At 45.0% G+C, this 26247-nt stretch carries 26 protein-coding genes; 20 read left to right on the top strand and 6 right to left on the bottom strand.

The features are described from left to right. Positions 1 to 47: 47 nt before the first annotated feature. The 4 genes from AC4PME_RS11865 (at position 48) to AC4PME_RS11850 (ending at position 3553) form a co-directional block, all read left to right on the top strand. Entirely contained in the window at positions 48 to 908 is an 861-nt protein-coding gene (locus AC4PME_RS11865) for a glycosyltransferase family 2 protein (RefSeq protein ID WP_349584526.1), read from the top strand. Positions 909 to 939: 31 nt separating this feature from the next. Then, positions 940 to 1731 (top strand): Stf0 family sulfotransferase, encoded by a 792-nt coding sequence (locus AC4PME_RS11860; RefSeq protein WP_491045206.1) that lies wholly within the window; start codon positions 940 to 942, stop codon positions 1729 to 1731. Positions 1732 to 1802: 71 nt separating this feature from the next. Next, on the top strand, positions 1803 to 2606 hold the full coding sequence (locus AC4PME_RS11855; RefSeq protein WP_491045207.1) for a polysaccharide pyruvyl transferase family protein: 804 nt from the start codon (positions 1803 to 1805) through the stop codon (positions 2604 to 2606). A gap of 107 nt (positions 2607 to 2713) precedes the next feature. After that, the gene (locus tag AC4PME_RS11850; protein ID WP_303573610.1) at positions 2714 to 3553 is read left to right on the top strand and encodes a class II glutamine amidotransferase; all 840 of its coding nucleotides are present in this window, start codon (positions 2714 to 2716) and stop codon (positions 3551 to 3553) included. A gap of 46 nt (positions 3554 to 3599) precedes the next feature. On the opposite strand, the gene AC4PME_RS11845 is transcribed toward AC4PME_RS11850, so the two are convergent. The 5 genes from AC4PME_RS11845 to AC4PME_RS11825 form a co-directional block, all read right to left on the bottom strand. Continuing rightward, positions 3600 to 5051 (bottom strand): oligosaccharide flippase family protein, encoded by a 1452-nt coding sequence (locus AC4PME_RS11845; RefSeq protein ID WP_491226049.1) that lies wholly within the window; start codon positions 5049 to 5051, stop codon positions 3600 to 3602. A gap of 47 nt (positions 5052 to 5098) precedes the next feature. Continuing rightward, positions 5099 to 7189 carry a right-handed parallel beta-helix repeat-containing protein gene (locus AC4PME_RS11840; protein WP_491529612.1) on the bottom strand — a complete coding sequence of 697 codons (2091 nt, stop codon included), beginning with the start codon at positions 7187 to 7189 and terminating at the stop codon, positions 5099 to 5101. 208 nt (positions 7190 to 7397) lie between these two features. Continuing rightward, positions 7398 to 7883: a protein-tyrosine phosphatase family protein gene (locus tag AC4PME_RS11835; RefSeq protein ID WP_491529611.1), complete on the bottom strand. Its 486-nt coding sequence runs from the start codon at positions 7881 to 7883 to the stop codon at positions 7398 to 7400. A gap of 10 nt (positions 7884 to 7893) precedes the next feature. After that, on the bottom strand, positions 7894 to 8544 hold the full coding sequence (gene trhA / locus AC4PME_RS11830) for a PAQR family membrane homeostasis protein TrhA (protein ID WP_491529610.1): 651 nt from the start codon (positions 8542 to 8544) through the stop codon (positions 7894 to 7896). Positions 8545 to 9118: 574 nt separating this feature from the next. Continuing rightward, on the bottom strand, positions 9119 to 9493 hold the full coding sequence (locus tag AC4PME_RS11825) for an NYN domain-containing protein (RefSeq protein ID WP_491529617.1): 375 nt from the start codon (positions 9491 to 9493) through the stop codon (positions 9119 to 9121). A gap of 236 nt (positions 9494 to 9729) precedes the next feature. On the opposite strand from AC4PME_RS11825, the gene AC4PME_RS11820 reads away from it, so the two are divergent. Continuing rightward, a complete protein-coding gene (locus AC4PME_RS11820; protein ID WP_119500264.1) occupies positions 9730 to 11847 on the top strand; it encodes a TonB-dependent receptor in 2118 nt (705 codons plus the stop codon). 38 nt (positions 11848 to 11885) lie between these two features. Here AC4PME_RS11820 and AC4PME_RS11815 read toward each other — a convergent pair whose 3' ends face one another. Next, positions 11886 to 12344, bottom strand: coding sequence for a MarR family winged helix-turn-helix transcriptional regulator (locus AC4PME_RS11815; RefSeq protein ID WP_119500265.1), 459 nt, complete (start codon positions 12342 to 12344; stop codon positions 11886 to 11888). 251 nt (positions 12345 to 12595) lie between these two features. On the opposite strand from AC4PME_RS11815, the gene AC4PME_RS11810 reads away from it, so the two are divergent. From AC4PME_RS11810 to AC4PME_RS11740, 15 genes are read left to right on the top strand one after another with little or no spacing between them, the layout of a single operon-like run. After that, positions 12596 to 13726 carry an amidase gene (locus tag AC4PME_RS11810; RefSeq protein ID WP_491529609.1) on the top strand — a complete coding sequence of 377 codons (1131 nt, stop codon included), beginning with the start codon at positions 12596 to 12598 and terminating at the stop codon, positions 13724 to 13726. A gap of 3 nt (positions 13727 to 13729) precedes the next feature. Further along, positions 13730 to 14872, top strand: a complete 1143-nt coding sequence (locus AC4PME_RS11805) for an acyl-CoA dehydrogenase family protein (protein ID WP_491529608.1) — start codon at positions 13730 to 13732, stop codon at positions 14870 to 14872. A 16-nt stretch (positions 14873 to 14888) separates the two neighbouring features. Further along, positions 14889 to 15245, top strand: a complete 357-nt coding sequence (locus tag AC4PME_RS11800) for an IacB protein (RefSeq protein ID WP_119500268.1) — start codon at positions 14889 to 14891, stop codon at positions 15243 to 15245. Next, on the top strand, positions 15242 to 15760 hold the full coding sequence (locus AC4PME_RS11795) for a nuclear transport factor 2 family protein (protein ID WP_491529607.1): 519 nt from the start codon (positions 15242 to 15244) through the stop codon (positions 15758 to 15760). The genes AC4PME_RS11800 and AC4PME_RS11795 overlap by 4 nt, the downstream gene beginning before the upstream one ends. 7 nt (positions 15761 to 15767) lie before the next feature. After that, the gene (locus tag AC4PME_RS11790) at positions 15768 to 17063 is read left to right on the top strand and encodes an aromatic ring-hydroxylating oxygenase subunit alpha (RefSeq protein ID WP_491529606.1); all 1296 of its coding nucleotides are present in this window, start codon (positions 15768 to 15770) and stop codon (positions 17061 to 17063) included. 10 nt (positions 17064 to 17073) lie between these two features. After that, positions 17074 to 17556, top strand: a complete 483-nt coding sequence (locus tag AC4PME_RS11785) for an aromatic-ring-hydroxylating dioxygenase subunit beta (protein WP_491529605.1) — start codon at positions 17074 to 17076, stop codon at positions 17554 to 17556. Between the two features lie 16 nt (positions 17557 to 17572). Continuing rightward, on the top strand, positions 17573 to 18316 hold the full coding sequence (locus AC4PME_RS11780) for an SDR family NAD(P)-dependent oxidoreductase (RefSeq protein WP_119500271.1): 744 nt from the start codon (positions 17573 to 17575) through the stop codon (positions 18314 to 18316). Between the two features lie 19 nt (positions 18317 to 18335). Beyond that, complete coding sequence (locus AC4PME_RS11775) at positions 18336 to 19289, top strand: PDR/VanB family oxidoreductase (protein ID WP_491529604.1); 954 nt, start codon at positions 18336 to 18338, stop codon at positions 19287 to 19289. A gap of 20 nt (positions 19290 to 19309) precedes the next feature. Beyond that, entirely contained in the window at positions 19310 to 19501 is a 192-nt protein-coding gene (gene thmT / locus AC4PME_RS11770) for a 2-hydroxymuconate tautomerase (RefSeq protein ID WP_119500273.1), read from the top strand. Positions 19502 to 19507: 6 nt separating this feature from the next. Beyond that, on the top strand, positions 19508 to 19999 hold the full coding sequence (locus AC4PME_RS11765) for a flavin reductase family protein (protein ID WP_161599099.1): 492 nt from the start codon (positions 19508 to 19510) through the stop codon (positions 19997 to 19999). Between the two features lie 12 nt (positions 20000 to 20011). Beyond that, positions 20012 to 21475 carry an amidohydrolase gene (locus AC4PME_RS11760; RefSeq protein WP_202980705.1) on the top strand — a complete coding sequence of 488 codons (1464 nt, stop codon included), beginning with the start codon at positions 20012 to 20014 and terminating at the stop codon, positions 21473 to 21475. Then, entirely contained in the window at positions 21462 to 22022 is a 561-nt protein-coding gene (locus AC4PME_RS11755) for a gluconate 2-dehydrogenase subunit 3 family protein (RefSeq protein WP_491529603.1), read from the top strand. The genes AC4PME_RS11760 and AC4PME_RS11755 overlap by 14 nt, the downstream gene beginning before the upstream one ends. Before the next feature lies 1 nt (position 22023). Then, complete coding sequence (locus tag AC4PME_RS11750) at positions 22024 to 23700, top strand: GMC oxidoreductase (RefSeq protein WP_491529602.1); 1677 nt, start codon at positions 22024 to 22026, stop codon at positions 23698 to 23700. A gap of 17 nt (positions 23701 to 23717) precedes the next feature. Next, positions 23718 to 24650, top strand: a complete 933-nt coding sequence (locus AC4PME_RS11745; protein ID WP_491529601.1) for a sugar phosphate isomerase/epimerase family protein — start codon at positions 23718 to 23720, stop codon at positions 24648 to 24650. Between the two features lie 17 nt (positions 24651 to 24667). After that, complete coding sequence (locus AC4PME_RS11740) at positions 24668 to 25972, top strand: MFS transporter (protein WP_491529600.1); 1305 nt, start codon at positions 24668 to 24670, stop codon at positions 25970 to 25972. The last annotated feature ends 275 nt before the right edge of the window (positions 25973 to 26247 follow it).

Raw genomic sequence — 26247 nt, 5'->3', positions numbered from 1 at the left:
AAATCTACGCAGACTTCCTATTCGGATTGCAACTCACAGGGATACCAATGAGCGACAAATTCAGCGTTGTTATTACAACATTCAATCGACCTGCAGAACTCAAAGAAGCGCTGGACGGTGTATATGCACAAGTTGAGCAGCCGCTTGAGGTGATTGTAGTGAATGATGCATCTTCCTTGCCATATGATGACATTCTCACTGAATTTTCAGAAAAGCCGAACTTCCACTATCACTTTTTGAAAGAATCATCGGGTGCGAACAAGGCTCGTAACATTGGAGTAGACAGCGCAAAAGGTGATTACATCGCCTTTCTCGATGACGACGACATATGGTTGCCGGAATATTTGTGGGAACACAAAAAAGCTTACGACAACGGCGCGGACGCTGTGGTCAGCGGTTATCAGGTTTTAGGTGGTGAGCAACTGTTCGTGCAGCCTTCAAGACGGGTAGAGCGCGAAGTACTCCGCACTGGGAATCAATATTGCGGTATGAGTGGTTTCAGTGTGAAACGTGATATCGCTCTGAAGGAACGTTTCGATGAAACCCTGCCCAACGGGCAGGACTGGGATATGTACGTGAGGCTTTCAGAGCTGGGCTATTCATTATGGAATATTCCCAAGCCCATCTTCTTATACCGCTTCATGAACATGGATGGCATCGGCGCCAAAGTAGCGAAAATGACGCCGGACGAAGCGGTGGTGCGCCTGCGCTCAGCAGACAAACACCGCCAGTTTCTCGGAGACGGGAATTACCGTAAACGGGTGGCTGCTCAATTGCTGGTGTATTTGCCACTCAAAAAAGACAAGCTTAAATGGGTGATGAAGTCTGTTCACATTGCCGGTTTGTCTGTGACATTGAACCACCTGGCTGCGGTAACGGTAAAAAAAGTGCGACAGCGGGTCAGTTAGGGTTACGGACCCTCATTACAGGAGAAGAATCATGGAACTCTATCAGGATCAGTTTTCTTCAGAACACGACTTCCCTCATCAGACGGAAACCCAAAAAACACTGGTGATTGCATCAACCGTGCGCTCAGGCAGTCATATGCTTGGACATGTTCTTCATGAAACCGGTGCTTTTGGCTTTCCCCTTGAATACGTGAACAGAAAAAACCTCGACGAATGGAAACTGCGTCTCAATCGCAAAACTTTGCCGGAAGTGCTTGATGAGCTCAGGGCGCGGCGGACATCCCCGAACGGCGTGTTCGGTATCAAAGTGCACTATTCCCATATCGAAGAGTTCGGCGGATTCAAAGCGATGTGCAAAATGCTGCCGAATCCGCATTTTGTGTTGCTTACCCGCCAAGATGTGATGGCTCAGGCTGTATCGCTGGCAGTAGCCAGACAAACCGGGTCCTGGATATCACAGCAGGGAAAGCCGGCGGCAGATCCGGAATACAACTTTGAAGATATTGAAGCAGGCCTGCGCCGCGTCAGCCTGGAAAATGCGTCCTGGCGATATACCCTGGCGGCAACCGGCAGCAAATATATGGAATTGAATTTTGCAGATGTCAAAGCCAACACCGCTAATTCTGTACTCCGAATTGCTGACTTTATGGATTTGGCGGTGGAGAGTCACCGTATTCCGCCAACGCCGGTGACCAAAAAGCAAAGTAACATTTTAAACAAGCAGTGGCAGGTACGGTTTCAGCAGGAGTTTAACGGCGACGACGAACTGTTACGTTTTAACCGTGAAAGTTTCTGGCACAAGTTGTCGAAAAAATTATCCTGAATCAGACAGGTTCTGAGCCAGATAAAGAGTGGAACGACGGCGTAATCCGCCGTGAGTATTAAAGGAAAACTATGTTAAATCAATGGGCAGAAAAACAGGCACTGGCAGAAGAGAAAAAGCGGGTGTACTGGTGGCAGTCGAAGAAAGATGACCGGCCAAATATCGGCGATTATGTGGCTTACGATCTGGTAAAGCGCGTACTCGCTATGAAAGGAAAGCTCATCAAAGACAAACTGGATCCCTCAACCAAGCTGGTCAGTGTGGGCTCTGTTCTGCATTTTGCGCGGGACGGAGATACATTGTGGGGCACAGGTTATAACAAAAAAATGGGCGATAAGGTCATTCAGTTTGATAACCTCGACGTCCGTGCTGTGCGTGGCCCCCTTACCCGTGAATATCTTATGAACCGCGGCATCAGTGTGCCGGAAGTTTACGGTGACCCGGCGTTACTGCTTCCCCATTTTTATTCAAAGCACCTGATGGAAAAGGCGCACAAAAAAGACTACATCATTATCAACCACATGAACGATGATATGGCGCAGTACGAAGGCTATGAGAAGGATCTGGTTACACCCATGCAGTATCCCGGCTCGTTCATTGAAGCTATTGTGAACAGTAAACGGGTTATTTCCAGTTCGTTACATGGTGTCATCATTGCCGAAGCATACGGCGTGCCTGCTATCTTTTACGATTCCGGCAGCGGCGAGTCGATGTTTAAGTATGAAGATTATTATCAGGGCACAGGGCGTACTGAAATTCCTAAAGTGACCAGCCTGGCGGAAGGCATCTCTATGGATTTACCTGCGCCACCGGATTTCACCGCAATCACAGATAAGCTTTATCAGGCTTTCCCCTTCGATCTCTGGGGCGCATAAGTCGTTACCAGCACGTAATAAACGCTCAGCACGCCCCGTTGTTAATTTGAATAGCAACGGGGTTTTGGCTATGCTCCTGCAACAGGTAATGTTGTAAGGAATGCATTGTGTGCGAACTCCTTGGCATGAGTGCCAATACGCCAACCGATTTATGTTTCAGTTTTACCGGCCTGACCCGCAGGGGAGGGGAAACCGGTCCTCACAAAGATGGCTGGGGTGTCGCTTTTTATGAAGGAAAGGGCGTCCGGCTTTTCCACGATCCGGAACCCTGCGCGACTTCTCAAATCGCTGAATTCGTTTCAAAATTACCGATAAAGAGTAAAACGGCAATCTGCCATATCCGGCAGGCGAATGTGGGTAACATCAACCTTTCTAATACGCATCCGTTTACCCGTGAATTGTGGGGGCGTTGCTGGGTGTTTGCCCATAATGGCCAGATCCCCGGGTTTACCCGCAGAGCCGGCATGTACGAAGCTATCGGTGACACAGACAGTGAAGAGCTGTTCTGCGATTTAATGAATCAAATCCGTCAGACTTTGCCCCGCGATGCTATGCCTGAGCAACTGGCCTCTTCGCTGGTGGCCCTGTCAAAAGAATATGCAGAGCAGGGCGTGTTTAACTGCTTGCTGAGTAACGGTGACTGGCTGTTTACCTTTTGCAGTACCAAACTGGCCAGCATTACCCGCCGTGCGCCATTCGGACCGGCCTGTCTGAAAGATGTGGAGGTGGAAGTGGATTTTGCTTCTGAAACCACGCCGGCAGACGTGGTCAGTGTTATCGCAACAGAACCGCTGACTCACGATGAAACCTGGGATATCTATGAACGGGGAGAATGGCGGTTATGGCAACTGGGTGAAGTGATTGCCAGTGGAAAAGTCGATGTGCCGGTACACAAGTCTGAAGCCGCCATGGTCAGTCCCTCAAACATGCCGAGAGATTGCGCTTAGCAAATCTCTCAGCATGGCTGTCGGTCAATCCGGCAGGATAAACCAGCTATACCTTCTTCTTTTTCTTTCCTGATTTAAATTCTTTCGCAATGGCCAGAGTCTTCTTGCGGAAAAACAGTAGCAGGCTGCCGCAATAAATCAGTGCGCCAAGGCCAACCAGAGCGGGGAGCTCAAGAAATACATTATCCAGTCCCAGTAAGTGATTGCGCTCGACATACAACACTACGCAGAACATAACTGTACCGGTAAGGGTGAACATCCAGGTCTCTCTGAATGCGTCAGTGAGAGTAATGTTCAGTGATTTTTTCACCAGCATGAATTTCAGCACCAGGGTGACAAAGTTGGCAATAACCAGCGCGGTGATCACTGCATACAGACCCCAGGGAACAGCAGCTAACGGAAACAGGAAGTTAAACGTCAGGTTTATCAGGTTAAGTTTAAATGCCTGAGCCGGTAAGCCTCTTGCAATCAGCAAGTTAGGCAGGTAGTACGCCATCACGTTACAGGGCGTTTGCAGCGCCAGAATAGACAATAAGTATGCGCTGTCAGTCCATTTATCACCGAACACCACATCAATAAACGGATGAGCGATTGCACCGACGCCGAAGTACACCGGTGTAACAAAGATGGCGGTCATACTGACCACACGGGCGAAGGTCGCCGGTAGTTTGTCGTCTTCAACCCTTGCCAGGCCGGCCAGGGCAATTCTGTTCAGTGGCTGGAAAGTGAGGTTATTTAATACTGAAAACCCTTGTCTTGCCACAGAGGTGTAGGCGAAGGTGGCGGCCCCGAGAAAGGCAGCAATAACGATGTTTGATGTACGCTGGGAGAAGAAATTCATGAAAGACATGGCGATCAGCGGTTTCGCAAAGTGGATGATTTCAGGCAGATGGGACTTATCTTCTACCTTACCGGGACGGAAATCCGAACCGTGCCAGGTCAGGGCCGTGGAAACGAATGCCTGAACAACTTTGCCGAAAATAATCGCCCATGCGCCGAAACCGGTTAATGCCGTAGCGACAGACACTACACCACCAACCAGCACGCCCGCTGTGTCGTAGGCTGCCAGCCGTTTGTTGGCAAAGTCCCTTTCCATTTTTGCTTTATGGACCAGGCGCAAACCGTTGGCCAGCGGAATAATTGCCAGCGCCGCAATAAGTTGAGCGGCGAGTTCTGAATAGGTGTACCAGGCAACGGGCACTGCTACGGCGAACATCAAAATTGCGATGACCAGTGACACACCCATCAAAAACCAGAAGGATAAACTGGCGAAGTTGTTGTCCCATTCTTTTCGCTGAATGAGGTTTTGCGATACGCCCACGGTGACGAACAGGTTACAGAAATCGGTGACCATCAGACAAATAGCCACCAGACCGAACTCTTCAACGCCCAGAATACGCGCCATGATGGCGTAGACGACAAAATTTACCAGCTGGCCTGCGCCATTCGCGGATAAATTAAAAAACGCGCCCTTAAGGGACTTGGCTTTCAACGACATAGAGACTGACGTCCTTGTTACTGCACTTGATGTTGCTTATTTAATTGTTACTCAATAATTCCGTAGATTGCTTGTGTGCCGTCTTCATTGAGTCTGGTGAAGTTGTTTATACGGTATTTGTCAGAATTTGGGAGCAATACGGTTTTGCCTTTTATAAATAAAGCTTCTGCGATTTGCTGATTCAGTTTAGCCTCATCAAATTCATAGGGCACGGTAATATTCGCCTGAATTTTCGGCTTGCCCGCAGAAAGGTTATAGAAGTAATTGTTGATATATTCTGATCCCGGATAGCCCTGCGGATCGAAAACGGCAAAGCCTGAACGGTTCGCGTCTTTTTGATTTATTACCACATTATTCTGTACCTGCGTCCAGAAAGTGTTGTCGTCCTTAAACCGCGAAGCGGTTAATCCGTTACGTTTTGTGGTGATCAGATTATGCAAAATAATGCTTTGTCCCAGCGGGCTGGTGAGCAGGCCACCCATCTTGATTGATGCCCACTGTTTTCCCCGTAAGTCGCCCAAATCATGGATATAATTATTGAACACAAAGCCCGGGCCAACGCGGACCGGCGTAATACTTATCCCCGAGTAAGTGTGTGAAATGTCGTTGTTGTAAACCAGTACATTCTGCTGGCCGCCGTCCACTTCAATGGCATCATCGTTGGAATATGCCAGTACATTGTTATAAATCGCCGAGTCACGGACAAAACCGCCAAGAGGCTCTGCATTCTTGCGCCCTTCAATCACATCATTTAAACGGTGGTCTGCCGTACCGGTGAAGTGATTGTTACGAACAATCACCTGGCCTTTAAATTGCGGATCAGGATGGTTTGCGTGTGCAAGAAACGCGTTGGGTCCTTTCGGGTGACCATAAGACCAGTCATTGGCAATGGCGCGGGGATCGTGCACGTGACAGTTTTCCACCGTGATCACGCCGGACTGACGAAAGTAAATGGCTGAGTCATAGTTAATCGGGCCGGCATCTTCCATTTCATAGGCAATGCCTTTTTTCATGACGTTAGGCGCCCGGCCCCAGCCGGAAATATCACACTGGTTTATCCAGATATCATGGCCTTTTTCACCATAAATAGCATGCACTCTCGCGCCTTCTATGGTGATGTTCTCAAAGTAGATATAGCTGTTGTCGCCGGTAAAAATGGCGTATTTATCTGAATCGTCAGGGGTAATAACTGTGCCGGCGTCCCCCACAATTTTGGCGTACCCGTCTTTGCTGCCTTCAATGCCCAGCGCTTCAAGATCCAGCATGCCCCCTTTATAAATGTCGGAGAGTTTATATACCTTATCCGGGTCAATCACAGGTTTATCCGCGCGGGTGGTAAACCGGCTTTCAATTTCCCTGACAGGCTGCTGAGGAGCATGCAGAACTACCTTCACATCGTACGCCGTACCGGCCTCAAGATACACAACCGGCCCGGTCAGGATCCCGTTGACCGGCTCGAAACTTAAATCCCTTGCCTGCTGCCATTGTTCAGCACCTGAGCGGCGATAAAGTAATTCTGCGCGGGTGTCAGCGGTGACATCAAATACAGATATACTGGCTGACTCAATGAGTGGCTGGATAAACAGACCTTTATCATCCGGTGCCGGCATAGTCGGTTCAGTAAGGACCCCGGAATTTTCTGCCCACTTGTTCAGCAGCGTATCCCGTATCCCCAGGTGTTGTTGCAAATAATGGTATAAGTCAGCCTGATTAAGGGGAAACAGGATAAATGCCGATTTGACCACATGGCCCATCGCGGTTTCAGATCCAGCTCTTTTGGCTAACTTCAATGTCGCGTTTTCCAGTGACTCGCCGTGACTCATCATCATTAAAATCTCACCGGACTCGTCGTTGTAGTCCTGCTTGAGCAGATTCAGCATCCGTCCGTAGCGCTTCGAAGCCGCTAAATCTTCAACTAATGCCTCTGCACTTTGTAAATCTGACACGCCCTGCGCAGCGATTTTCTCCAGCGCCACGCTGCCCGGTTGGGCCGGTGCTACGCTCGCGGCTTGTACGAAGGGTACAGTCAGGCAGGACAACCCTAACGCAAGTACTTTAACGAAGTGCGAAGGGCGTGACGTGCGAAGATTTTGTGGAAGTGACAGTGAGGCATAGACTGATTGCGGCGATAGTCGCATTAAGATACTCCGTGACGGGAAAATGAGAAGAAACTAATTACTCATTACTGTCAGAAGCAAAACAAAGGCCACAATGGGGATTTAACGGTGAAGCCTTGCGGCTCTGCGGTTTCGACCGGTTCAGTACTGGTCGGAATCGCAAAGAGGTAAGAGGAAACCTGCGGAGTGTCTTGTTTTGAATACACTTTGCAGGCAACAAGTTGTCTTATTAATGCACCGATAACCCGAGGCTGGCAGCCCACTGTAATTCTGCACGGCTTAAACGGTTTGCTGAGCCTGATGACAGGTCGTGTAGCATAGGGTAAGCACTGGATGACGGGATCCTGCGATGGTGGAGCAGGGCAAAAATCAACAACATACAACGGTTTCTGGCATCGTTGCAGTGAAAATAAAGCTGTTTACCTTCAGTGGTAAGCTTACCCAGTTCCTGAATATACTGTCTCAGTAATTCGAGTCCGGTCTCCGTGCTGTCGAGGGTTTCGGTGAACGGAAACCAGCGCCAGTGCATGCCCGCATCTTTAACCAGCCGTTCTACCTGTTCAGCATGCTCTGATGAGGTCTGCAGCGTGATAACGTGGGTGATACCCTGTTGTTTAAGTGTCTGAATGCTTTGCGCATCCGGCACCGCACCCAGTGTGATGGAGGCCGTTCCGGTGATCAGACGGTGAGAAGCCGGTTTGTTGGTTGTGTTCATGCTTGAGCGTTTACATCACAAAATAATAAATTGAAAAGAAATGGCAACTACAGCCACCCAGCACAAACAAATGCCAGATAGCGTGAGTGTAACGCTTTGACTTGGCAACGTAAAATAACACACCGATACTGAAGCATAATCCCCCGGCAACAATCAGCCACAGTCCGGCTCCCGGCAGCGCCATATAAAGCGGATAAATCAGACCAAGGGCAATCCAGCCCATCAGCAGGTAAGTCGCCACAGATACTTTCGGGAAACGGTGCCGGGCAATGAGTTTAAAGGCAACACCGCCTGTAGCTAATATCCACACAATTGCGGTCATTGTAATACCCAGCCATCCGCCGATACCGACCAGAAGCAGGGGAGTATAAGTCCCGGCAATGAGCAAATATATTGCGCTGTGATCAAACAGCTTCAGCATCCCCTTTACTTTGGTGTGGGAGATACTGTGATAAAGGGTAGAACTGAGAAACATCAGGATCAGCGTGGCACCATAAACGGCGGCTGCGGCGATGGCTACCGGTTGCTCAGCACGAAGCAGTAAAAACACCAGCCCTACAATGGCCGCAACAAACCCCGCACCATGGCTGATGCTGTTTAACCATTCTTCCAGCACAGAGTAGGCTTTTGCCGCAACAGGCCGCTTTTCTGAATGTGTCATGTGATGCTCCCACAGATCTTACCAGTCAATAAAAACCAGTGTATAGTTTCAGCGTACACTTGTACACTCAAAATGCTGCAGAAGTATGACGCTCTCCGGGGATTACGTGTGAGTTTTAGGTCCATTGAACTTATGTTCAAAGTTATGGACTTGATTTAAATTATTGTATCTTATGGTTTTTTATCCAAGGGGAATGTTTCTTCTGTTTTAGTCCAGCCCTGTCTAAACGCACAAATAAAGCATGATCAGTAGGAAATAATGCAATGGACACCGAACCGTTCCCGGCTAGTTAAGTAAATACCATATTTAATTTTGGAGTATGGGCTACACTTACCTTTTGGACGATTCTTTTTCGTCGATATTATATACGTAGATTAATGACTTATATTGATTTGAAAAGAGTTGTTTGAATTCCGAATTCAATAGGCTGACTTCGACCATACTGCAAACAACCATTTAACTTTGAAGCATTGAGAGTTGATTCTGAACATTACTTTTTCTTACCACCATAAGTACGAGGATCGAAGTCTGGTTTTGCCCGTTTCAGGAAACTACCAGCAGGACCAGCGTTAACCTAGCCGTCTTCATTTTGACAGAGTTCCCATGCTTTAAGAAATGCCGGAATAAGCTCTTCAGCACCGTTAGAAGAGCTGACAGGCGAGGGGCCTGCTACTACTTTTTCGGGTTTGGCATCCTGACCTGTATCCAGCTTTTCAGTAAAGACGAAATCATCGCAAGCATTCCGAAACGAAACTGGCGTTTTCTTCTCTCCCACACCAAATACGAATTTCTCTGATTCCCTCAATCTGGATGCGAGTTTAGTAAAATCGCTGTCACTACTGACCAGTTCAAAAGCGTCTATCCGGTCAGAATAGAGTAGATCCATAGCATCAATAATCATTGATGCGTCGGTAGCAGTCTTCCCAGTGGTATAGGCAAATTGTTGAATTGACGGAACGTAACTATTAGATAAATGGAGTTTGTTGATTTTTTACTTGAAAAGTAAAGTAAGTTGTATAAGGATAGTTCGAAGGTTGAAAATTCAATCAAATTATCAGGTTTTTGTACTCTGGCTAAGTTGATCAAAAACAAGGCATTTGAGCGAAGCAGTTTTGATACCTGTGAAAAGAAGGGGCAAAAGTCCCTCAGTAGAAAAAACAACAGGATCCAGCGAGGAACAACAAGATGAGTGAATTTAAGCATTCCAGATTGGCGTGTGCGGTAATTAGTATTTTTTCTGTCAGTTTTGCGAGTTCAGCTTATGCTGAAGATGGTGATCAGGGAATCGAGAAAATAGAAGTCACAGCGACAAAACGAACAACAGGCCTTCAAGATACAGCAATAGCAATGAGTGCCTTTACAGGTGAAACTTTAAAAGAGAACGGCGTTAGCGAAGTTACTGACATTGCGACCCTTGCTCCCGGAGTATCAATTACGCAAAATTCTGCGAATGTCATAGTCAGTATTCGGGGTGTGAACAGTCAGGACACCAACGAAACTGGTAACCCTGCAGTTGCAATAGCACAGGATAGCTTTTATATCGAAAGAGCAAATTCTTTTTCAAATGCTCTATATGACATGCAGCGAGTAGAGGTTTTACGAGGCCCTCAAGGCACTCTTTACGGTAAAAATGCGACGGGCGGAGTAATTAATTTTATTACAAATAAGCCTACATCAGAACAAGAAGGCAGCGTTTCCGTTGGAATAGGCAACTATAATCTCATAACTGCTGAAGGTATGTTAAACGTACCAGTGACCGATGAAGTCAATATGCGTGCTGCTTTTTTTAGTAAATCTCATGACGGATACAGAGAAAATGAAGCTCCTGCGACTCCTGGCGATGATGCTGACATGAAAAGCGGACGCGTGCACTTAAGTTATGCTCCAAGCGATGATCTTAGTATTTTACTCAGCGGTCAGTGGACCGATCTTGGTGGGGTTGGAGCGACCGTACAAGGGGTTGCAATTGACGAATGGAATAATGATGAAGTACCTTCTTTTGAGAAAGAAGGTATAGAACATAGCTTGCCGAGTCAGAAATTAGATCACTTCTACGAAACCTACCAGGTTCAGGTTGATTATTCTCTTGACTTCATGGATATCACACTACTTAGTGGATTGCGAAATTCTGACTACAGTCAAAGACGAGATTTAGACGGGACTGCCCGTGCTGACCGGTATATGAACGTAAATGAAGATGTTCAGGATGTTTCACACGAATTAAGATTCTCTTCAAATACAGATAATGCGTTTAGCTGGCAGTTTGGTGGCAACTACTTTAACGAGACAAATTCACTGTATTCAGTGTTCGAAAGTTGGGCTGTAGCGAATTCGCCAGATGGAATGATGACTTTTGATTTTGATGTTGAAACAACGTCCAAAGCAGCGTTCATTCATACAGGTTACAAGTTAACAGAAACGCTGGAGCTCGAAGCGGGCCTGCGCCGTTCAAAGGATGAAGTATCGCGGAAAGGGCAGCAAGATGTATTCGGTACTGCGAGTGTTTATGATAACAATGCAGATAGTGCTAAAACTACGCACCACCTTGGCCTTAACTGGAAAATGAATGAAGACACCTTACTTTATGTAAAGTCGACAAGTGGATATAAGGCCGGAGGCTTCAATAATTCTACGGATGTTGGAAGTGATGCGTATTCTCCGGAAACGTTGGATGCTATTGAAGTCGGATTGAAATCGCAGTTTTTTGATAATTCACTTCGGATAAATTCATCTGCCTTTACATACAAATATAAAGATCAACAAGTTAAAGTTACTGGCGCCAGTGGTCTATCAGCTATTGAAAATGCCGGGGAATCTAAAATCAACGGTTTAGAAGTAGAGTTTGTATGGCAAGTGACTAGTTATGACCGGGTTGATGGTTCCGTGGTGCTTCTGGACGGAGAATATGAAGATTTATGTCTCGCTTATAGCTCAGATGGAGTATGTGCGACTGATTATGCTGGTAATGAGACAGCTATGACGCCAGATTCTCAGTTTAACTTGAGTTACGAACATGAGTTTTTGTTGGACGACGCTTCGCTTGTAGCTAAAGTGCAAACTCATTACGAGTCTGAGTCCTTCTTAGGTATCGAGAACTTCGGCTTCCAGTCGAGAGATGCTTACACAAAAACAGATCTCATTCTTACTTATTACAAAGATGATTGGAATGTCAGGGCGTATATTCGCAATATCGAGGATGACGTGGTTATCACCAGCGCAAATAAAAGTAGTTTATTCGGTACCTACAATTATGGTCTGATGGCTCCCAGAACATTTGGCGCAAGCATTTCTTACATTTTCTAAATCAAAATGGCAAGAAGCTGGATTACAGCTTCTTGCTTCTAGCCTTCGATGTTAGTAAATAGTTTCGCAAGAGAAGTATTTAATTGTTTTATATCTTCTTCGTTGAAGCCCTCAAAGGCTTCATTGAATATTTTGGTTGTTGACTTTAATACGGATTGAAGTGTTTCATCACCCTCAGTGGTGATTTTGACTATAGAAACTCTGGCATCGTCAAGGCTCGGCTTGACCTCCACGAGCCCTTTTTCTTTGAGTTTATAAACAACTTTAGTAATAGTCGGTAACCTGGCTACAGCATGAGTGGCTATGTCGCTCATACTAATCGCACCGTTTTCTCGCAAGATCATACACACTCGCCATGATGTGATGTTCATACCTACCTTTTTTAAAGCAAACTCCATACGGTGTTCATACCGGTTCCCGACTCTGGAAATCCAGTAAAACGGGAATTGACGGAATTCGAAATCTTTATCAAAAGGCTTAAAGTGTGAATCTGACATAGTTTGTCCTGTTTATTTTGTTTGTAAATTTACTAAAAGCCGCCTGCCTTTACTATTTTTATTTAAATTTTCACATAACTATTACAGTTAACGGGCATGAACAAAATATAATTTGAAAAATTACTTGAAAAGTAAAGTAAATGTGTGGAATATATAGTCACGCAACAGGCGCATAGTTCTACAAACAATAAAAATCTTGTTACATTTAATTTGTTGAATATTCAACTTCTTTTTCAAGTAAGGCGGCTATTTTGTTCACTCATAGTTTTATCAGTGGCACCGGAGATATCAAAGTTGTCATTAAAGATAATTTTGATATCAAAGGGTTAGTAACGACATGTGGAAGCAAGGCATTGTCGGATATGAACGCTGCGAAGAAAAATTCAGAAGTAGTTGAGAGAATAGTGGCGAGCAATCAATGTAGCCTCGTTGGCAGAGTCACGATGCATGAGTTGGCTTTCGGTATGACCGGAATTAATCACTGGGCAGGAACACCAGTAAATGTTCGATATCCGAATTTGATGCCCGGAGGTTCTTCTAGTGGTTCAGCGGTTGCTGTTGCTTCGGGGATTGCAGATTTTGCATTGGGCACTGATACAGGCGGATCGATCAGGTTACCCGCTGCCTGTTGCGGTGTTTATGGGTTCAAGCCGACTTTCGGAAGAGTGTCCAGAAAAGGTGTTCTGCCGGAAAACAGCTCTTTAGACTGCGTTGGCGTGCTTTCATCACAAGTTACATGCCTTACTAAAGGTCTTTCCATCATTGACCCGACGTTCGACTGGAGCATTCCTGACTTTGAACTTAAGCAACTGAGATTTGCTTTTCCGGTAATTCAACTTCATCCACTTATAAATTCTAAATTCACAGAACTTCTGAGTCAGTTATTTGATGAATCAAAAGCTGTGGAAATAAAATCTCTGTCAGATGCAAATGAAGCGGCCCGCATACTCATGGGGACCGAAATGTTTACTGAATTCAAACACCTCTTACCCTACAAAAAACTTGGTGCTGATGTTCAGAAACGGCTGGAAGAGGTAAAACCTCTGACTAATAAGAAGCTACATGAAATTGCGAGTATTAAAAACAATATAAACAATGAATTGAACAAAGTTTTCTTATCTTCTGATCTTTTAATCACCCCAACATTGCCATCTTCCCCATTAACTTTAAGCGAGGTGAAAGACGGTAAAGATGTATTGAGTCTTAGCGCATTAGTCCGGCCTTTCAATTTATCAGGCAATCCCTCTATAGCTATTCCTGCCGGAACATTGGAAGGAGCACCTTTCTCTCTACAAATAATTGGACCTCACGGTTCGGACGAACTTGTATGCAGCGCTGCTTATTTAATCAAAAGAAAATTAGTCAAATTCGGAGAATTTTGAAACATGTGGGAAATCGATAGAAGTCTTTGGGGTTCCGAAGACGAATTGGACCAGATACTGACCGAAATAAGAAGCAGAGCGAACGAGTTTGAAGAGCAGCGCTTTATCTCTCAGGACATCATAGACGGTTTGAAAAAAATAGGTGTCTATCGGGCATTTGTTCCAAAAAAATTCGGTGGTCTCGAAGTTTCACCTATCGACTTTTTACTACTGATTGAAGAAATTGCAAAGTCAGATGGCTCAACTGGCTGGGTAGCCAGCTTTGGAATGAACCCCGCTTATCTGGCGGCGCTGCCAGAGCACACAGCTCAACAGATATGGAAGGATAGTCCCGATATAGTGTTTGCCGGAGGTATCTTCCCCGCAACTCCGTCAAGTGAAGAAAATGGACTCTACACAGTTAACGGCAGATGGAAATTTGCCAGTGGCTGTATGAGTGCAGATTATCTGGGCGTCGGAATCAAACCTTCTAATGATGAAAAACTGCCCAGAATGGCCGTGTTACGGCCTGGACAGGTCAAAATAGAGAAAACCTGGGATGTGCATGGTATGACCGGTACAGGGAGTTTTGATCTGGTTGTCGAGAATCAGCACGTCGCTCACGACTGGACCTTCGTCCGTGGTGGTATGCCGACTATCAAATCTCCATTTTTTACATATCCGTCCCTCGCACTCGCTGCTCAGGTTTTGTCAGTAAATCAGTTAGGGCTTGCGCGCGAAGCGTTGAATATCATCCGTAAAGTTGGAAGCCGGAACAAAACTGTCACCGGTGCACCCAGTATCGGCGATCGCGAGTATGCACAAATTGATATAGCAAAAGCAGAAGCAAAAGTACTTGCAGCACGTGCATTCTTTTACAACGCCACACACGACCTATGGACACACATACTGAAGACCGGGGAGTCAGATGACAATCTGACAAACGCTGTTCGTTTGGCAACTACAAATGTTGCGAGAGAGTGTGCATCCGCAATTCAGACAGTATATCGAATACTGGGAATGGCCGGTATCTACCGGGATCAGACGATGTCGAGAATTTTCAGAGATTCTCAAGTCATCACTCAGCATGCATTCATGGGTGAGTTCACCTATCAGAATGCTGGCCGAATGTTCTTCGGTTCCAATCCTTTTCCTGGTTACCTTTAAAACGGAGTAGAAAATTATGAAGTCAGATTCACTTAGAGTTTTGTTTTGTATAGGTATTAACCAAAATTTTATGGATGGTACCGAACAGGAGATGAAAGATGTTTGGGGTGCATTCAGCACTATGATGAGTTCCATAGCATCACTTCCTGACGTAAATGTTCTCGGTATTCTGGATGATGACCAATCCCAGGTTGGCGCTTCAGCAGATGCGCCCTGGACATGTTACATCATGGCAGATGTCCCTGATTATCAAACAGTCGTAGAAGCCTGCAATTTCTTCCGCACTACGCCAGTGGGAGACGGAAAATTCAAATTGTGGAAATACGCAAAAGTTGAAGCCCGAATTGGCAGAAAACTGGTGGTTCCAGAATGATGCAGGTTGAAAAGGAGCTGATATCAAGGCTGACGCTTCTGGAAGAAGAAAAAGCTGTGTCGGAGTGTATGAAGCGATATATGAAGCTCTGTGACGATCTTAATTCGGAAAAAGTCCTGAATGAGCTACTGAGCCTGTTTGCTGATAATGCAGTCTGGGAAGGAGTTGGCTCTCGCTATAGTAATTCTTTTGGAAGCATTAATGGACAGGATGCCATCAGGTCGATGTTTTCAAAGTACTGTAAAGCGCCACCTCACTTTTCTATGAATCTCCACTTTTTGGGAAACGAAACTATTCATATAAGCGACCTCGATGCCAGGGGCGAGTGGACATTACTGCAACCCTGTTCAATGAGTAGCGGGGAATCCAGGCTCAGCTGTGCGCAAATTACTGCAGAATTTAAGAAAATTGACCACCAATGGAAAATTACACTTTTCCAGACGAGAAGTATTTTTAACAGGCTTATGAACAGTCAGTGGGATGACCAGACAAGTCAACCTGTACCACAAAGGTAGGTATGCCATGACAGATATAATATTTACAGATAAAAAAATTTCAGAATCAAATTGGAAAGATGAACTCGTTCAGGAAGACCGGGTACATAAATCTCTTTATTCAGATGAAACGATATTCAATCGTGAGTTGGAAAAAGTCTTTAACCACACTTGGGTATGGGTCGCACATGAGAGTGAGATTCCAGACAAAGGATCTTATAAAACCGCAATGATTGGCAAACAGCCCGTGATTGTTGCCAGGGACCGCAAAAACAATATTCATGTATTAGAGAACCGGTGTCGTCACAGAGGCGCAACAGTTTGTGAGGGTAAAAAAGGTAAAACTAAATCCTTTAGCTGTCCTTATCATGGTTGGGGTTACGCTCTTGATGGCGAGCTCAGAGCTCTGCCTATCCCGGAAGAATACGATGGAATTTTAGAGAAAGAAAAATTTGGTCTGGTAAGTCTCCGGCATGAGACTTTCATGGGGATGATATTTGCAACACTTGACGTTGATCTTGAACCACTTGAGGACTTTCTTGCAGGTGCAAAAAAGTGGATAAAGTTATTCATGAAACAGTCTGGTGGCTACCCAATGAAGGTACTCGGAGACCACAGGTTCAGATTTCCGGGAAATTGGAAAATACAACTGGAAAACACAACTGATGCATACCACTTTCCAATAGTTCATAAATCCTTCATCTCTTCGATAGACGAGCAAACACAAGAAGTATTTGATTTCCTGGGCGGGGATGGATTTGTCGAAGACCTTGGGAACGGACATAGTGTGATGGTCATGATTCCCGAGTTAGTCGACCTGGAAAGTAATCTTGAAGAGCTAATACCAGAAAGGTTTGAAGAGCTCGCCCAAGATCTCAGAAGTGAAGGTATTGAAGAACCTGAAATCAGGAGATTAGTTCGCGCGGTGGGCGGAACCGGCTTCAACTTGAATTTATTTCCGAATATATCCTGTTCCATGGCTTTTTTCCGAAACCTTGTACCCATTTCAGCCCGGGAAACAGAAATCCATCATATTGCCATTGGTGGAGACGGCGCACCAACTCCTTTTAATCAAAAGCGCATTCGATTGCATGAGCATTTTCAGGGACCAATGGGCTTCGGTACTCCGGATGATGGTGAAGCCTGGGAGCGGGTCCAGAAAGGTTCGTTATCAGGGGTTGACGGCTGGATCATGGTCAACCGGGGTCAAAACAACCTGAGAACTTCAGAAGATGGGAATGTACAGGGAGCAGTTTGTTCTGAAACGGGAATGAGAGCTGCCTATCAACAATATAAAAAACTAATGACCATTAAAAAAGGTTGAGGAGCCCCTGATGCAAGATTTGGAACTACTTGATGAAAAAGCCAGACAATTTTTAGAGTGTGAAGCAGATTATTTAGACAATAAAGAGTACGAAGCATGGCTTTCTTTATGGGATGAAGCTGGCCTGTATATCGTGCCAGTAGATCATTCAGCAACAGATTTTGAAAACTCTGTAAATGTTGCTTACGACAACAGTGAAATGCGTTCTGAGCGAGTCAGAAGGCTGACGGGCGGGGAAGCTGTTTCTACATCTAACTCACTTCCGACTGTCAGAACTTTATCCAGGTTTCGTCTTTTAGAAAATACCGGGACTGAACTTACCGTTCGCTGTGCTTATTGTCTGTTTGAGAATAATAAGAATGGTATCAGGCAATTTCCCGCGAACGTAGAGTTTGTGCTTAAAGTTACGTCAGATGGTTACAAAATTCTGAGAAAGGTTGTCCGGATTATGAAATCTGATGAGTATCTGACAACTGTAAGTTTTTTATTTTAGAAAGGCCTTGAAAACTATGAATAAAGTAGCGCTGGTAACAGGTGCGTCAAAAGGGTTGGGCGTTGAAATCGTCAAAGCGTTAATTGGCGACGGATACAAGGTCGTCATGACTTCGAGTTCACGCAAGGGGGTTGATCTAGTCGCAGGTGAACTTGGGCTTGAATATGATAAATATCGTACTTTGGCACTCGATGTCAGAGATAAGTCTGACTTTGAAAATGCGCTTTCGTTTTGTATTGAAGAGTTTGGAAGTTGCGAACTTCTGGTCAATAACGCTGCTATAACACCAACTACAGATGTAATGGAAATTACCCCCGAGGAATTTTCCGAGGTTGTTGATACCAATCTCAGAGGTACTTTTTTAGGCTGCCAGGTTTTTGGTAAATACCTGGCAGGAAAAAATTACGGAAGAATAGTTAATATCAGCTCGCTGGCAGGACAGATGGGGGGGACTGCATCCGGCGCTCACTATGCCGCTTCAAAAGCAGGAATAATAACCCTGACCAAAATTTTCGCTCGGAAACTAGCGCCATTGGGGGTCACTGTTAATTCTATCGCTCCGGGTCCAATTGATGTCCCTTCTATGTCTGAAAAGTTGTCAGCACAACAACTCGAAGACATTGTTAACAATGCCATTCCAGTAAAAGCACTTTCATCGGCAAAGTACATCGCGGATATGGTTGTGATGCTGGCTAGAAAGGATGCCGAAACTGTTACAGGCGCCACATGGGATATCAACGGCGGCATCTACATGCGTTAACAGGTCTTCGGAGAGCAAAGTGAAAAGTCAATTTATCAAGGCACGTATTATATCCCGGGAGACACATGGTGGCTCGGTAGCTGTTATTTCATTAACCGGAGACGGCTGCAAACTACCTGCATTTTCTGCCGGAGCACACATAGATATATTCGTAAGTGATGACATAACTCGTCAGTACTCTTTATGCGGAAGCCCGGAGATCGCTAATCTCTATAAAGTCGGCATTTTGAATGATCCGGAGTCCCGGGGCGGATCAAGTTTTATTTATGAGCATTTCGACAAAGGACGTACTGTTTTCATCAGCAATCCCAGAAATCATTTCCCTCTGGAAAATAACGTCAGTAAAGCAATCCTGATTGGCGGTGGGATTGGCATTACCCCTTTGTTGTCAATGGCCTACAAATTAAAGTCTGAAGGAAAACCATTTGAAATTCACTATTGTGTGAAGACGTCAAAGACGGCGGGGTTCATTGATGAGCTGGCTCAAAATTTTGCTGATTCTACTCATATTTATGAGTCACAGTCAGCGACACCGAACAAGTTAGACGCGATGGCATTGTTTAGCCGGTTGGAAGGCAATGAAGAGATTTATATCTGCGGACCAGATAAATTTATGGAGTCAATCCGGTCCAGTGCTTCCTCAGCAGGTTTTACGGAAAAACAAATCCATACAGAGTATTTCTCTGGCGACATTGACACATCAGGTCAAGCTTTCGAAGTCGTATGTGAGCAAAGTGGAAAAACCCTTAGTGTAGCAGCTGATGAGACGATTGCAGATGCCCTGAAAGCTGCAGGCATTAAGGTTCAAATGTCATGTGCTGAAGGTGTTTGCGGGACCTGTATCACTGATGTTCTTGAAGGTGAGCCGGAGCATCGTGATCTGTTCCTTAGCGACGAAGAAAAAGCTGACAATGATCAAATTGCAGTGTGCTGTTCGAGAGCAAAGTCAAAACGATTAGTGCTTGATATATAAATGATATTTAAGGTCCGACAATGCCAATTGTAAAAGTTGAAATGATTCAGGGGAGAACACCTGAGCAAATTGAAAAACTTATCGAATCAGTAGCGAAAGCGGTTAATGAATCAATAGGAGCCCCTGAAGAAAGCATCAGGGTGATGGTAAAAGAATACCCGAACACACATTGGGGTATCGGGACAAAGCAAGCTTATAAGCTCGGAAGGTAAATGACTATGAGTATTAAACAAAATTTGCGTCGTGCATTAGGTCAGTTTCCGACCGGTGTGACAGTGATGACGGCCAGAAAAGGCAACGAATTGGTTGGTGTGACTGCCAGCAGCTTCAATACTGTGTCACTTGAGCCTCCACTTATTCTGTGGAGCATAGATAAAGCCGCGTTCAGCGCCGATATTTTTATAAACAGTGATTATTTCACGGTGAATGTACTCAACGAATCACAAACAGATATTTCAAACAAATTTGCGAGTAAAGGCGCTGATAAGTTTTCTGATGTGGATTTTGAGAATGGTTTGGGGAATGTACCTTTACTGAATCATTGTATAGCTAATTTTCAATGTGAAGTCTGGAACGTTCATGATGGCGGCGACCACTACATCATAATTGGTGAAGTTAAAAAGTATGATTACAGTGAAAATCTAAAGCCACTTGTTTTTTCGCAGGGTCAATATAGCAGTCTTGTTCCCATGGCTACACTGCAAAATTAGGAGTCCGGACTTTTGAAAATTACAGTTTTGCTTTGTTTTCTTTTTTTTATCGGGTCTTCAATTCAGTGGGCTGTCTCTGAGGAGTTAGATGATAAGCGTTTTGTAGAAACAAATACAAAAGCGATTGCGGGTGAAATCACCCGGCTTTCCGATGCCGTTTGGCGCTATGCTGAAGTGGGATTTGTGGAGCGAAAGAGTTCGTCTGAATTGGCGGCTTATCTTGAAAAAAACGATTTTAAGATCGACATGGACGTGGCAGGCATGCCAACAGCATTTGTCGCCTCATATGGTTCCGGAGGACCGGTAATCGCCTTGCTCGGTGAGTTCGATGCATTACCTCAATTATCACAAACAACTGACACTTTCAGACAATCAGCTAACGGTGTAGCAGGCCATGGGTGTGGGCATAACTTACTTGGAGCTGCTTCTGCTGGTGCCGCGGTTCTTGTAAAGAAATGGCTGGAAGAGAATGAAGTAGATGCCACGGTAAAATATTTTGGGGCACCTGCTGAAGAAGGTGGTTCAGGGAAAGTATATCTTGCCCGGGATGGCTATTTTGATGACGTCGATATTGTCCTGCACTGGCATCCAAGTGACTCTAACAATACCAACTCATTATTGAAGACGCTTGCCGTTATTTCAGCCAAGTTCAGGTTTTACGGAACATCAGCCCATGCCGCCGGGACACCTGAAGAAGGACGGTCCGCACTTGATGCAGTGGAATCAATGAACTACATGGTCAACATGATGCGTGAGCATGTACCTGACTCGACAAGAATTCACTATGTTATTACCGATGGTGGCGGTGCGCCCAATGTAGTGCCAAATTTTTCCGAAGTTTATTACTACGTGCGGAGTCCGGATGTAAACGTGCTTAAGGAAGTATTTAATCGGGTAGTCAAGGCAGCTGATGGTGCAGCTCTCGGAACCGAAACGCGTATGGATTATGAAAAGGTAGGGGGTACATATAGTCTGCTTGCTAACTTAACACTTAATTCAATATTGGATACAAACCTCAGAAAATTTGGTGGCGTCGAATACAGCGAAACAGAAATCGCATATGCCAACGAAATCCGAAAGACCGTTTCGCGCTCTAAATTGCCAGAGTTAGACTCTGCAAACTACATCCCCCCGCTGACAAATGAAATCGTACTGGCTTCGGGCTCTACCGATGTAGGTGACGTGTCATGGATTGTACCTACTGCAGGAATAAATATCGCTACATGGGTACCTGGTACGTCCTTTCACAGTTGGCAAGCTGTTGCAGCCAGCGGTATGTCTATTGGTCATAAAGGAGAGCTACTAGCAGCGAAAACGCTTGCCTTGTCGGCAATTGATTTGATCAAGGACCCTGAAAAAGTGAAGCAGGTCCGGGAAGAATGGTTGAGTCGCAGAGGTAATGAATTTCAATACGAATCACTTTTAGGTGATAGAGCTCCGGCATTGAATTACAGGGTGAAATATGACCAGCAATAACTCTAATCTCCCTCCCATCAGCCGTCGCTCATTACTCAAAGCAATAAGCGTTAGTCTGGCAGGTGTGTCCGGTCAGGTACTCGCTGACTATTCAATTGCTTTCAGTCGAATAAACCCATCGGTCACGGATTGGACGGAAGAGACCAAAACAATGGTAGCGTCTTTGTGCGAATGTATTATTCCAAAAACAGACACGCCGGGGGCAATTGAATCAGGTGTCCCCCAGTTTGTTGAATCTGTTTACGCAGACTTGTTATCCACCGAAGCGCAAAGTGAGTTTTTTACTGCGTTGGCTGAGTTGAACAAAGCTGCGCAAGAAGAGTTTGGATTCACTTTTTCAGAATGCCCGGTGAGTGAGCAAAACAAGATTGTATCGACCTTTTCCAGCCACTCATATGAGCTATACAAGTCTCTGCAGCGCATTATCACAGTCGGCTATTTTACCTCAATGAACGGGGTTACTAAGGCACTTTCTTACAACCCTATGCCACTTAAATACGATGGAAGTGTTGAGGTTAGTGGTTTTCCAAAGCAGTGGGCGTATTAAAATGGACAAACATTATGATGCTATCGTTGTTGGATCGGGCATATCTGGTGGTTGGGCCGCGAAAGAATTGACAGAAAAAGGCCTGAACGTTCTTGTTCTCGAAAGGGGGAAGATGATTAAACATGTCCGGGACTATAAAGGGGAGCATATGCCCCCCTGGAAAATACCCTACGGTGGGATGCCAATTGACAAACTTTATGATGAAGAATATGCAGTTCAAAGAAATTGCTATGCGTTTAATGAAACGACGAGACACTTCTGGAATAACGACAAACTTAACCCCTACGATGCAGGAGATAGCAATTTTGAATGGATTCGGGGTGACGTTGTTGGTGGTCGCTCCCTTATGTGGGGGAGGCATTCATATAGATTAAGTGACCTGGATTTCAATGCAAACAATGTTGATGGTTATGGTGTTGACTGGCCAATAAGGTATCAGGATATTGCTCCGTGGTATGACTATGTTGAAAGCTTTATCGGAGTAAGTGGTCAACCTGAAGGGTTAGAGCACTTTCCTGATGGTAACTATTTGCCGCCAATGGAATTAAACATTGCTGAGAAGCATTTTCGTAAAGTACTTACCGGCAACTATGCAGAAAGAACACTTACCATAGGCAGAATTGCCGTACTAACAAAACCTCACAATGGCAGGGGACAATGTCATTATTGCGGTCCCTGTGAGAGAGGATGTTCGGTTGGAGCTTACTTTTCCAGTCAAAGCTCTACCCTACCTGCTGCTGAAAGAACCGGCCGCCTTACTTTACTCTCCGACATGGTTGTTGAAAAGCTTGAATATGATGAACATAAAAAACGTGTTTCAGCTGTTCATGTTATCAACGCCACCACCGGTGAAAAGAAATCATTTCGCTCAAAAATAGTCTTTTTGTGTGCGTCGACTATTGCCACAGCACAGATACTACTCAATTCCAAAAGTGACAGGTTCCCAAATGGACTCGGAAACGATTCGGGTCAGGTCGGCCGCAATTTGATGGATCACACTATGGGTGTATTTGCTACGGGATATTTCGACACGTTTCAGGATTACACTGAGTTTGGTCAAAGGCCTACAGGTATATATATTCCCAGGTTCAGAAATATCTCGAATGAAGAGAACCTGCCATTCGTGAGGGGATATGGATTTCAGGGACGTGCAAAAAGGGACGATTGGAGAGCTCAACTCGCAGAGTCTGGTGATTTTGGTGTCGATTTTAAAAAGCATCTGGAAACTCCCGGAAAGTGGAAGATGACGTTAGTCGGGCTTGGTGAGTGTCTTCCTGATGAATCCAACCGGGTTACCCTCGCAGAAAAAACAGACCGTTTCGGAATTCCTCAGGCCAAAATCAGTTTTGCTTATCAGAAAAATGAACACGAAATGATGAAAGATATTGGTCAGGAAGCTGAAGCTATGCTTCTCACCGCAGGTTGTAAGGATGTCGCTGTCGACATCCGCCCCCCTGTTCCGGGAAGAACTATACATGAGATGGGGACAGCCAGGATGGGGAATGACGCCGGGACATCTGTACTCAACGGCTGGAATCAGATGCATTCAGTTCCCAATGTCTTTATTACCGACGGTTCATGTATGTCCTCATCATCTTGTGTAAATCCGTCACTAACCTACATGGCTCTCACCGCCAGAGCCGCAGATTTTGCTGCGAAAAACATTAAAACAATATAATTACCGGAGTGGCTCACATGCACAGAAGACAATTTATAAAATATTCAACTGTATTATTCGCTTCAGTGGGAGCCGGAGCATGCGCTGTTCAGGTGCAATCAAAGTCTCTGAATACAAGTCTTGGCGTTCAGCTATTTATGCTTAGAGAATCGATGCAGAAATCGCCGGAGAAAACTCTGGAGGAAATTGCTGGTATTGGTTTTAAAGAGGTGGAGCTTTTCGGATTTGGTAAAAGTCTGTTCAACAGTGATCCGTTCTTTGGTCTTGGGCCCCGTAGATTTTCTGAAGCGTTGAAAAACAATGGTCTTACTGCCCCGATAGCTCACCTCGCCGGGAGCGTAGATGATGAAGAGAAACTTGCTGAACTTGCCGATATCGTTGCAATAAAAAGGTTTGTCATAGCAATGCCGCCGGAGTTTGTTGACAGGACGAGCGGACGGGCCAGGATTGTTGGTGTTCAGTCTCTTGAACAACTTGACCGGATGAGCGAAAGGCTTAATAACGAGGCCAGTAAACTAAGCAAACACGGTATTGGCTTCGGCTATCACAACCACAATATGGAATTTAAGAACGTCGGCGGGGTTGTAGCTTTTGATTATCTTATGCAACAACTCGACAGAAACTTAGTTGCAATTGAACTGGATTTAGGTTGGGTTGCAGCGGCAGGGCTCAGTCCTGTTCAATGGATTAACAAATATGGAAGCCGCATTCAATCAGTACATTTGAAAGATTATTCATCTTCAATACCTGCAGGCCTGGATTCTACAAAATATCCAATTCCTGAAATGTCTCAATTGGTGCTTCCGGGACATGGCGATCTTAAATTTAAAGATATTTTTAATGCGTTAGACAGCATGGGCATAAAGCATAGATTTTTAGAGGTAGATTTACCTAAAACTCCAATGGAAGAAGCTCAGATTGGTTTTTCATATTTAAGTCGATATTTGTAATATTCCGGGAGGAAAACATGAGCATGTCATCTTCCGTAATTCCGGAAAATAGATTTGTGTCTTACAGACAGTACGTCCTGATAATCATTTGCTTTTTTCTCAATATCGTGGACGGGTTCGACATTACTATGATTGCTGTCACTATTGCCGATATTGGGAAATCCCTCGAAATTGGTGAAGCATCGCAAGGAATTGTTTTTAGTTTTGCACTAGCAGGGATGATGATCGGTGCAATGGTCGTTGCTCCTGTTTCCGATTTAATTGGTCGCCGGGTATTATTGCTTTTGTCTTTGACCACAATTGTGATCAGTGTTAGTTGCACTCCCTTATCTGTAAATTTATCAACACTTGCATTTTTTCGCTTTCTCAGCGGGCTCGGGGGCGGGGCGCTTCTCGCAGCTCAGGCTACACTTGTCAGTGAGTTTTCACCTGAAAAATATAAAACATTATGCGTTACATTTGTAACTGCTGGGTATCCTATCGGCGCTATGACTACCGGCTTCGTGGCAACTTTGGTAATACCCGAATATGGCTGGCATGTAATGTTCTATATTGGCGGAGCGTTGACACTCTTTCTTCTCGTTCTTTCCTCAACACTGCTACCGGAATCTGTCGAGTTTTTATTAATTAAGCAGCCTAAGAATGCAGACGTAAAGTTAAAAAAGATCTTAAGTGATTTTAATATTAGCAATGGCCCGGTTCATTTCGAATCAATAACCCGAAAGAATGGTCTTATAAGTAATATTCAGGCGTTGTTTCTACCATCTAACCGCAAATCCACATTGCTGCTCTGGTTGGTTTTTTGCTCCTGTTCATCAACACTTTATTTTTTAATGAGCTGGATTCCGAAGCTCGCTACCCAAATTGGCTTTGAGCAGTCAGTGTCTTATTCTGCATTTTCCTATTTTAGTTTCGGTGGTGTATGCGGAATTCTTTTACTCGGTTTTTTATCCTCAAGGTTCGAAGTTGTAAAATTAGTCGGAGTGTTTTTATTTTTCTCTACCTTGTTCATGTTGCTAATGGCTTATGGTGCGGAAAACGAAGTTATGTTCTTATTCAGTATCTATTTTGTGGGGCTTACGCTTCAGAGTGCTTATAATGCGCTTTATGCTGTAGCTACGAGACTTTATCCTGCTGCTGTACGAAGTACCGGAGTGGGTTGGGCAATAGGCATTGGCAGATTAGGCGCTGTTATTGCTCCTGCTGTTGCTGGTGTGCTACTGGCAAACGGAACGGGCGCATCTTCGAGCATTGGCCTATTTTCTTTACCAATTCTAATATCTTCATTTGCAGCATTCTTAATAATGATTGAAACCAAATGATACTTTGTAAGTACAAGCGACCAGGAGAAGCCTGGTCGCATCCATGGTTTACCTAATCAAGGAGGTTCTTTGCGGTTACAGCTAATTGCGCCGCCCGCGAGCCTACATCAAGTGCATCAGCCGAACTCGCGTTACCTTGAATCGCTCTGGCATAAACACCCTGGAGTATCGAAGCAAAATTACTTGACCATTACAAATCATCCTGTCCGATCTAACGATGACCGCTTTGGCAGCTGTAATTGGTGGGTCTGCGATAACCGATTTAAGTTATTGGT

The organism is Alteromonas sp., from assembly GCF_984505615.1.
This window is presented reverse-complemented; position numbering and strand designations above follow the sequence as displayed.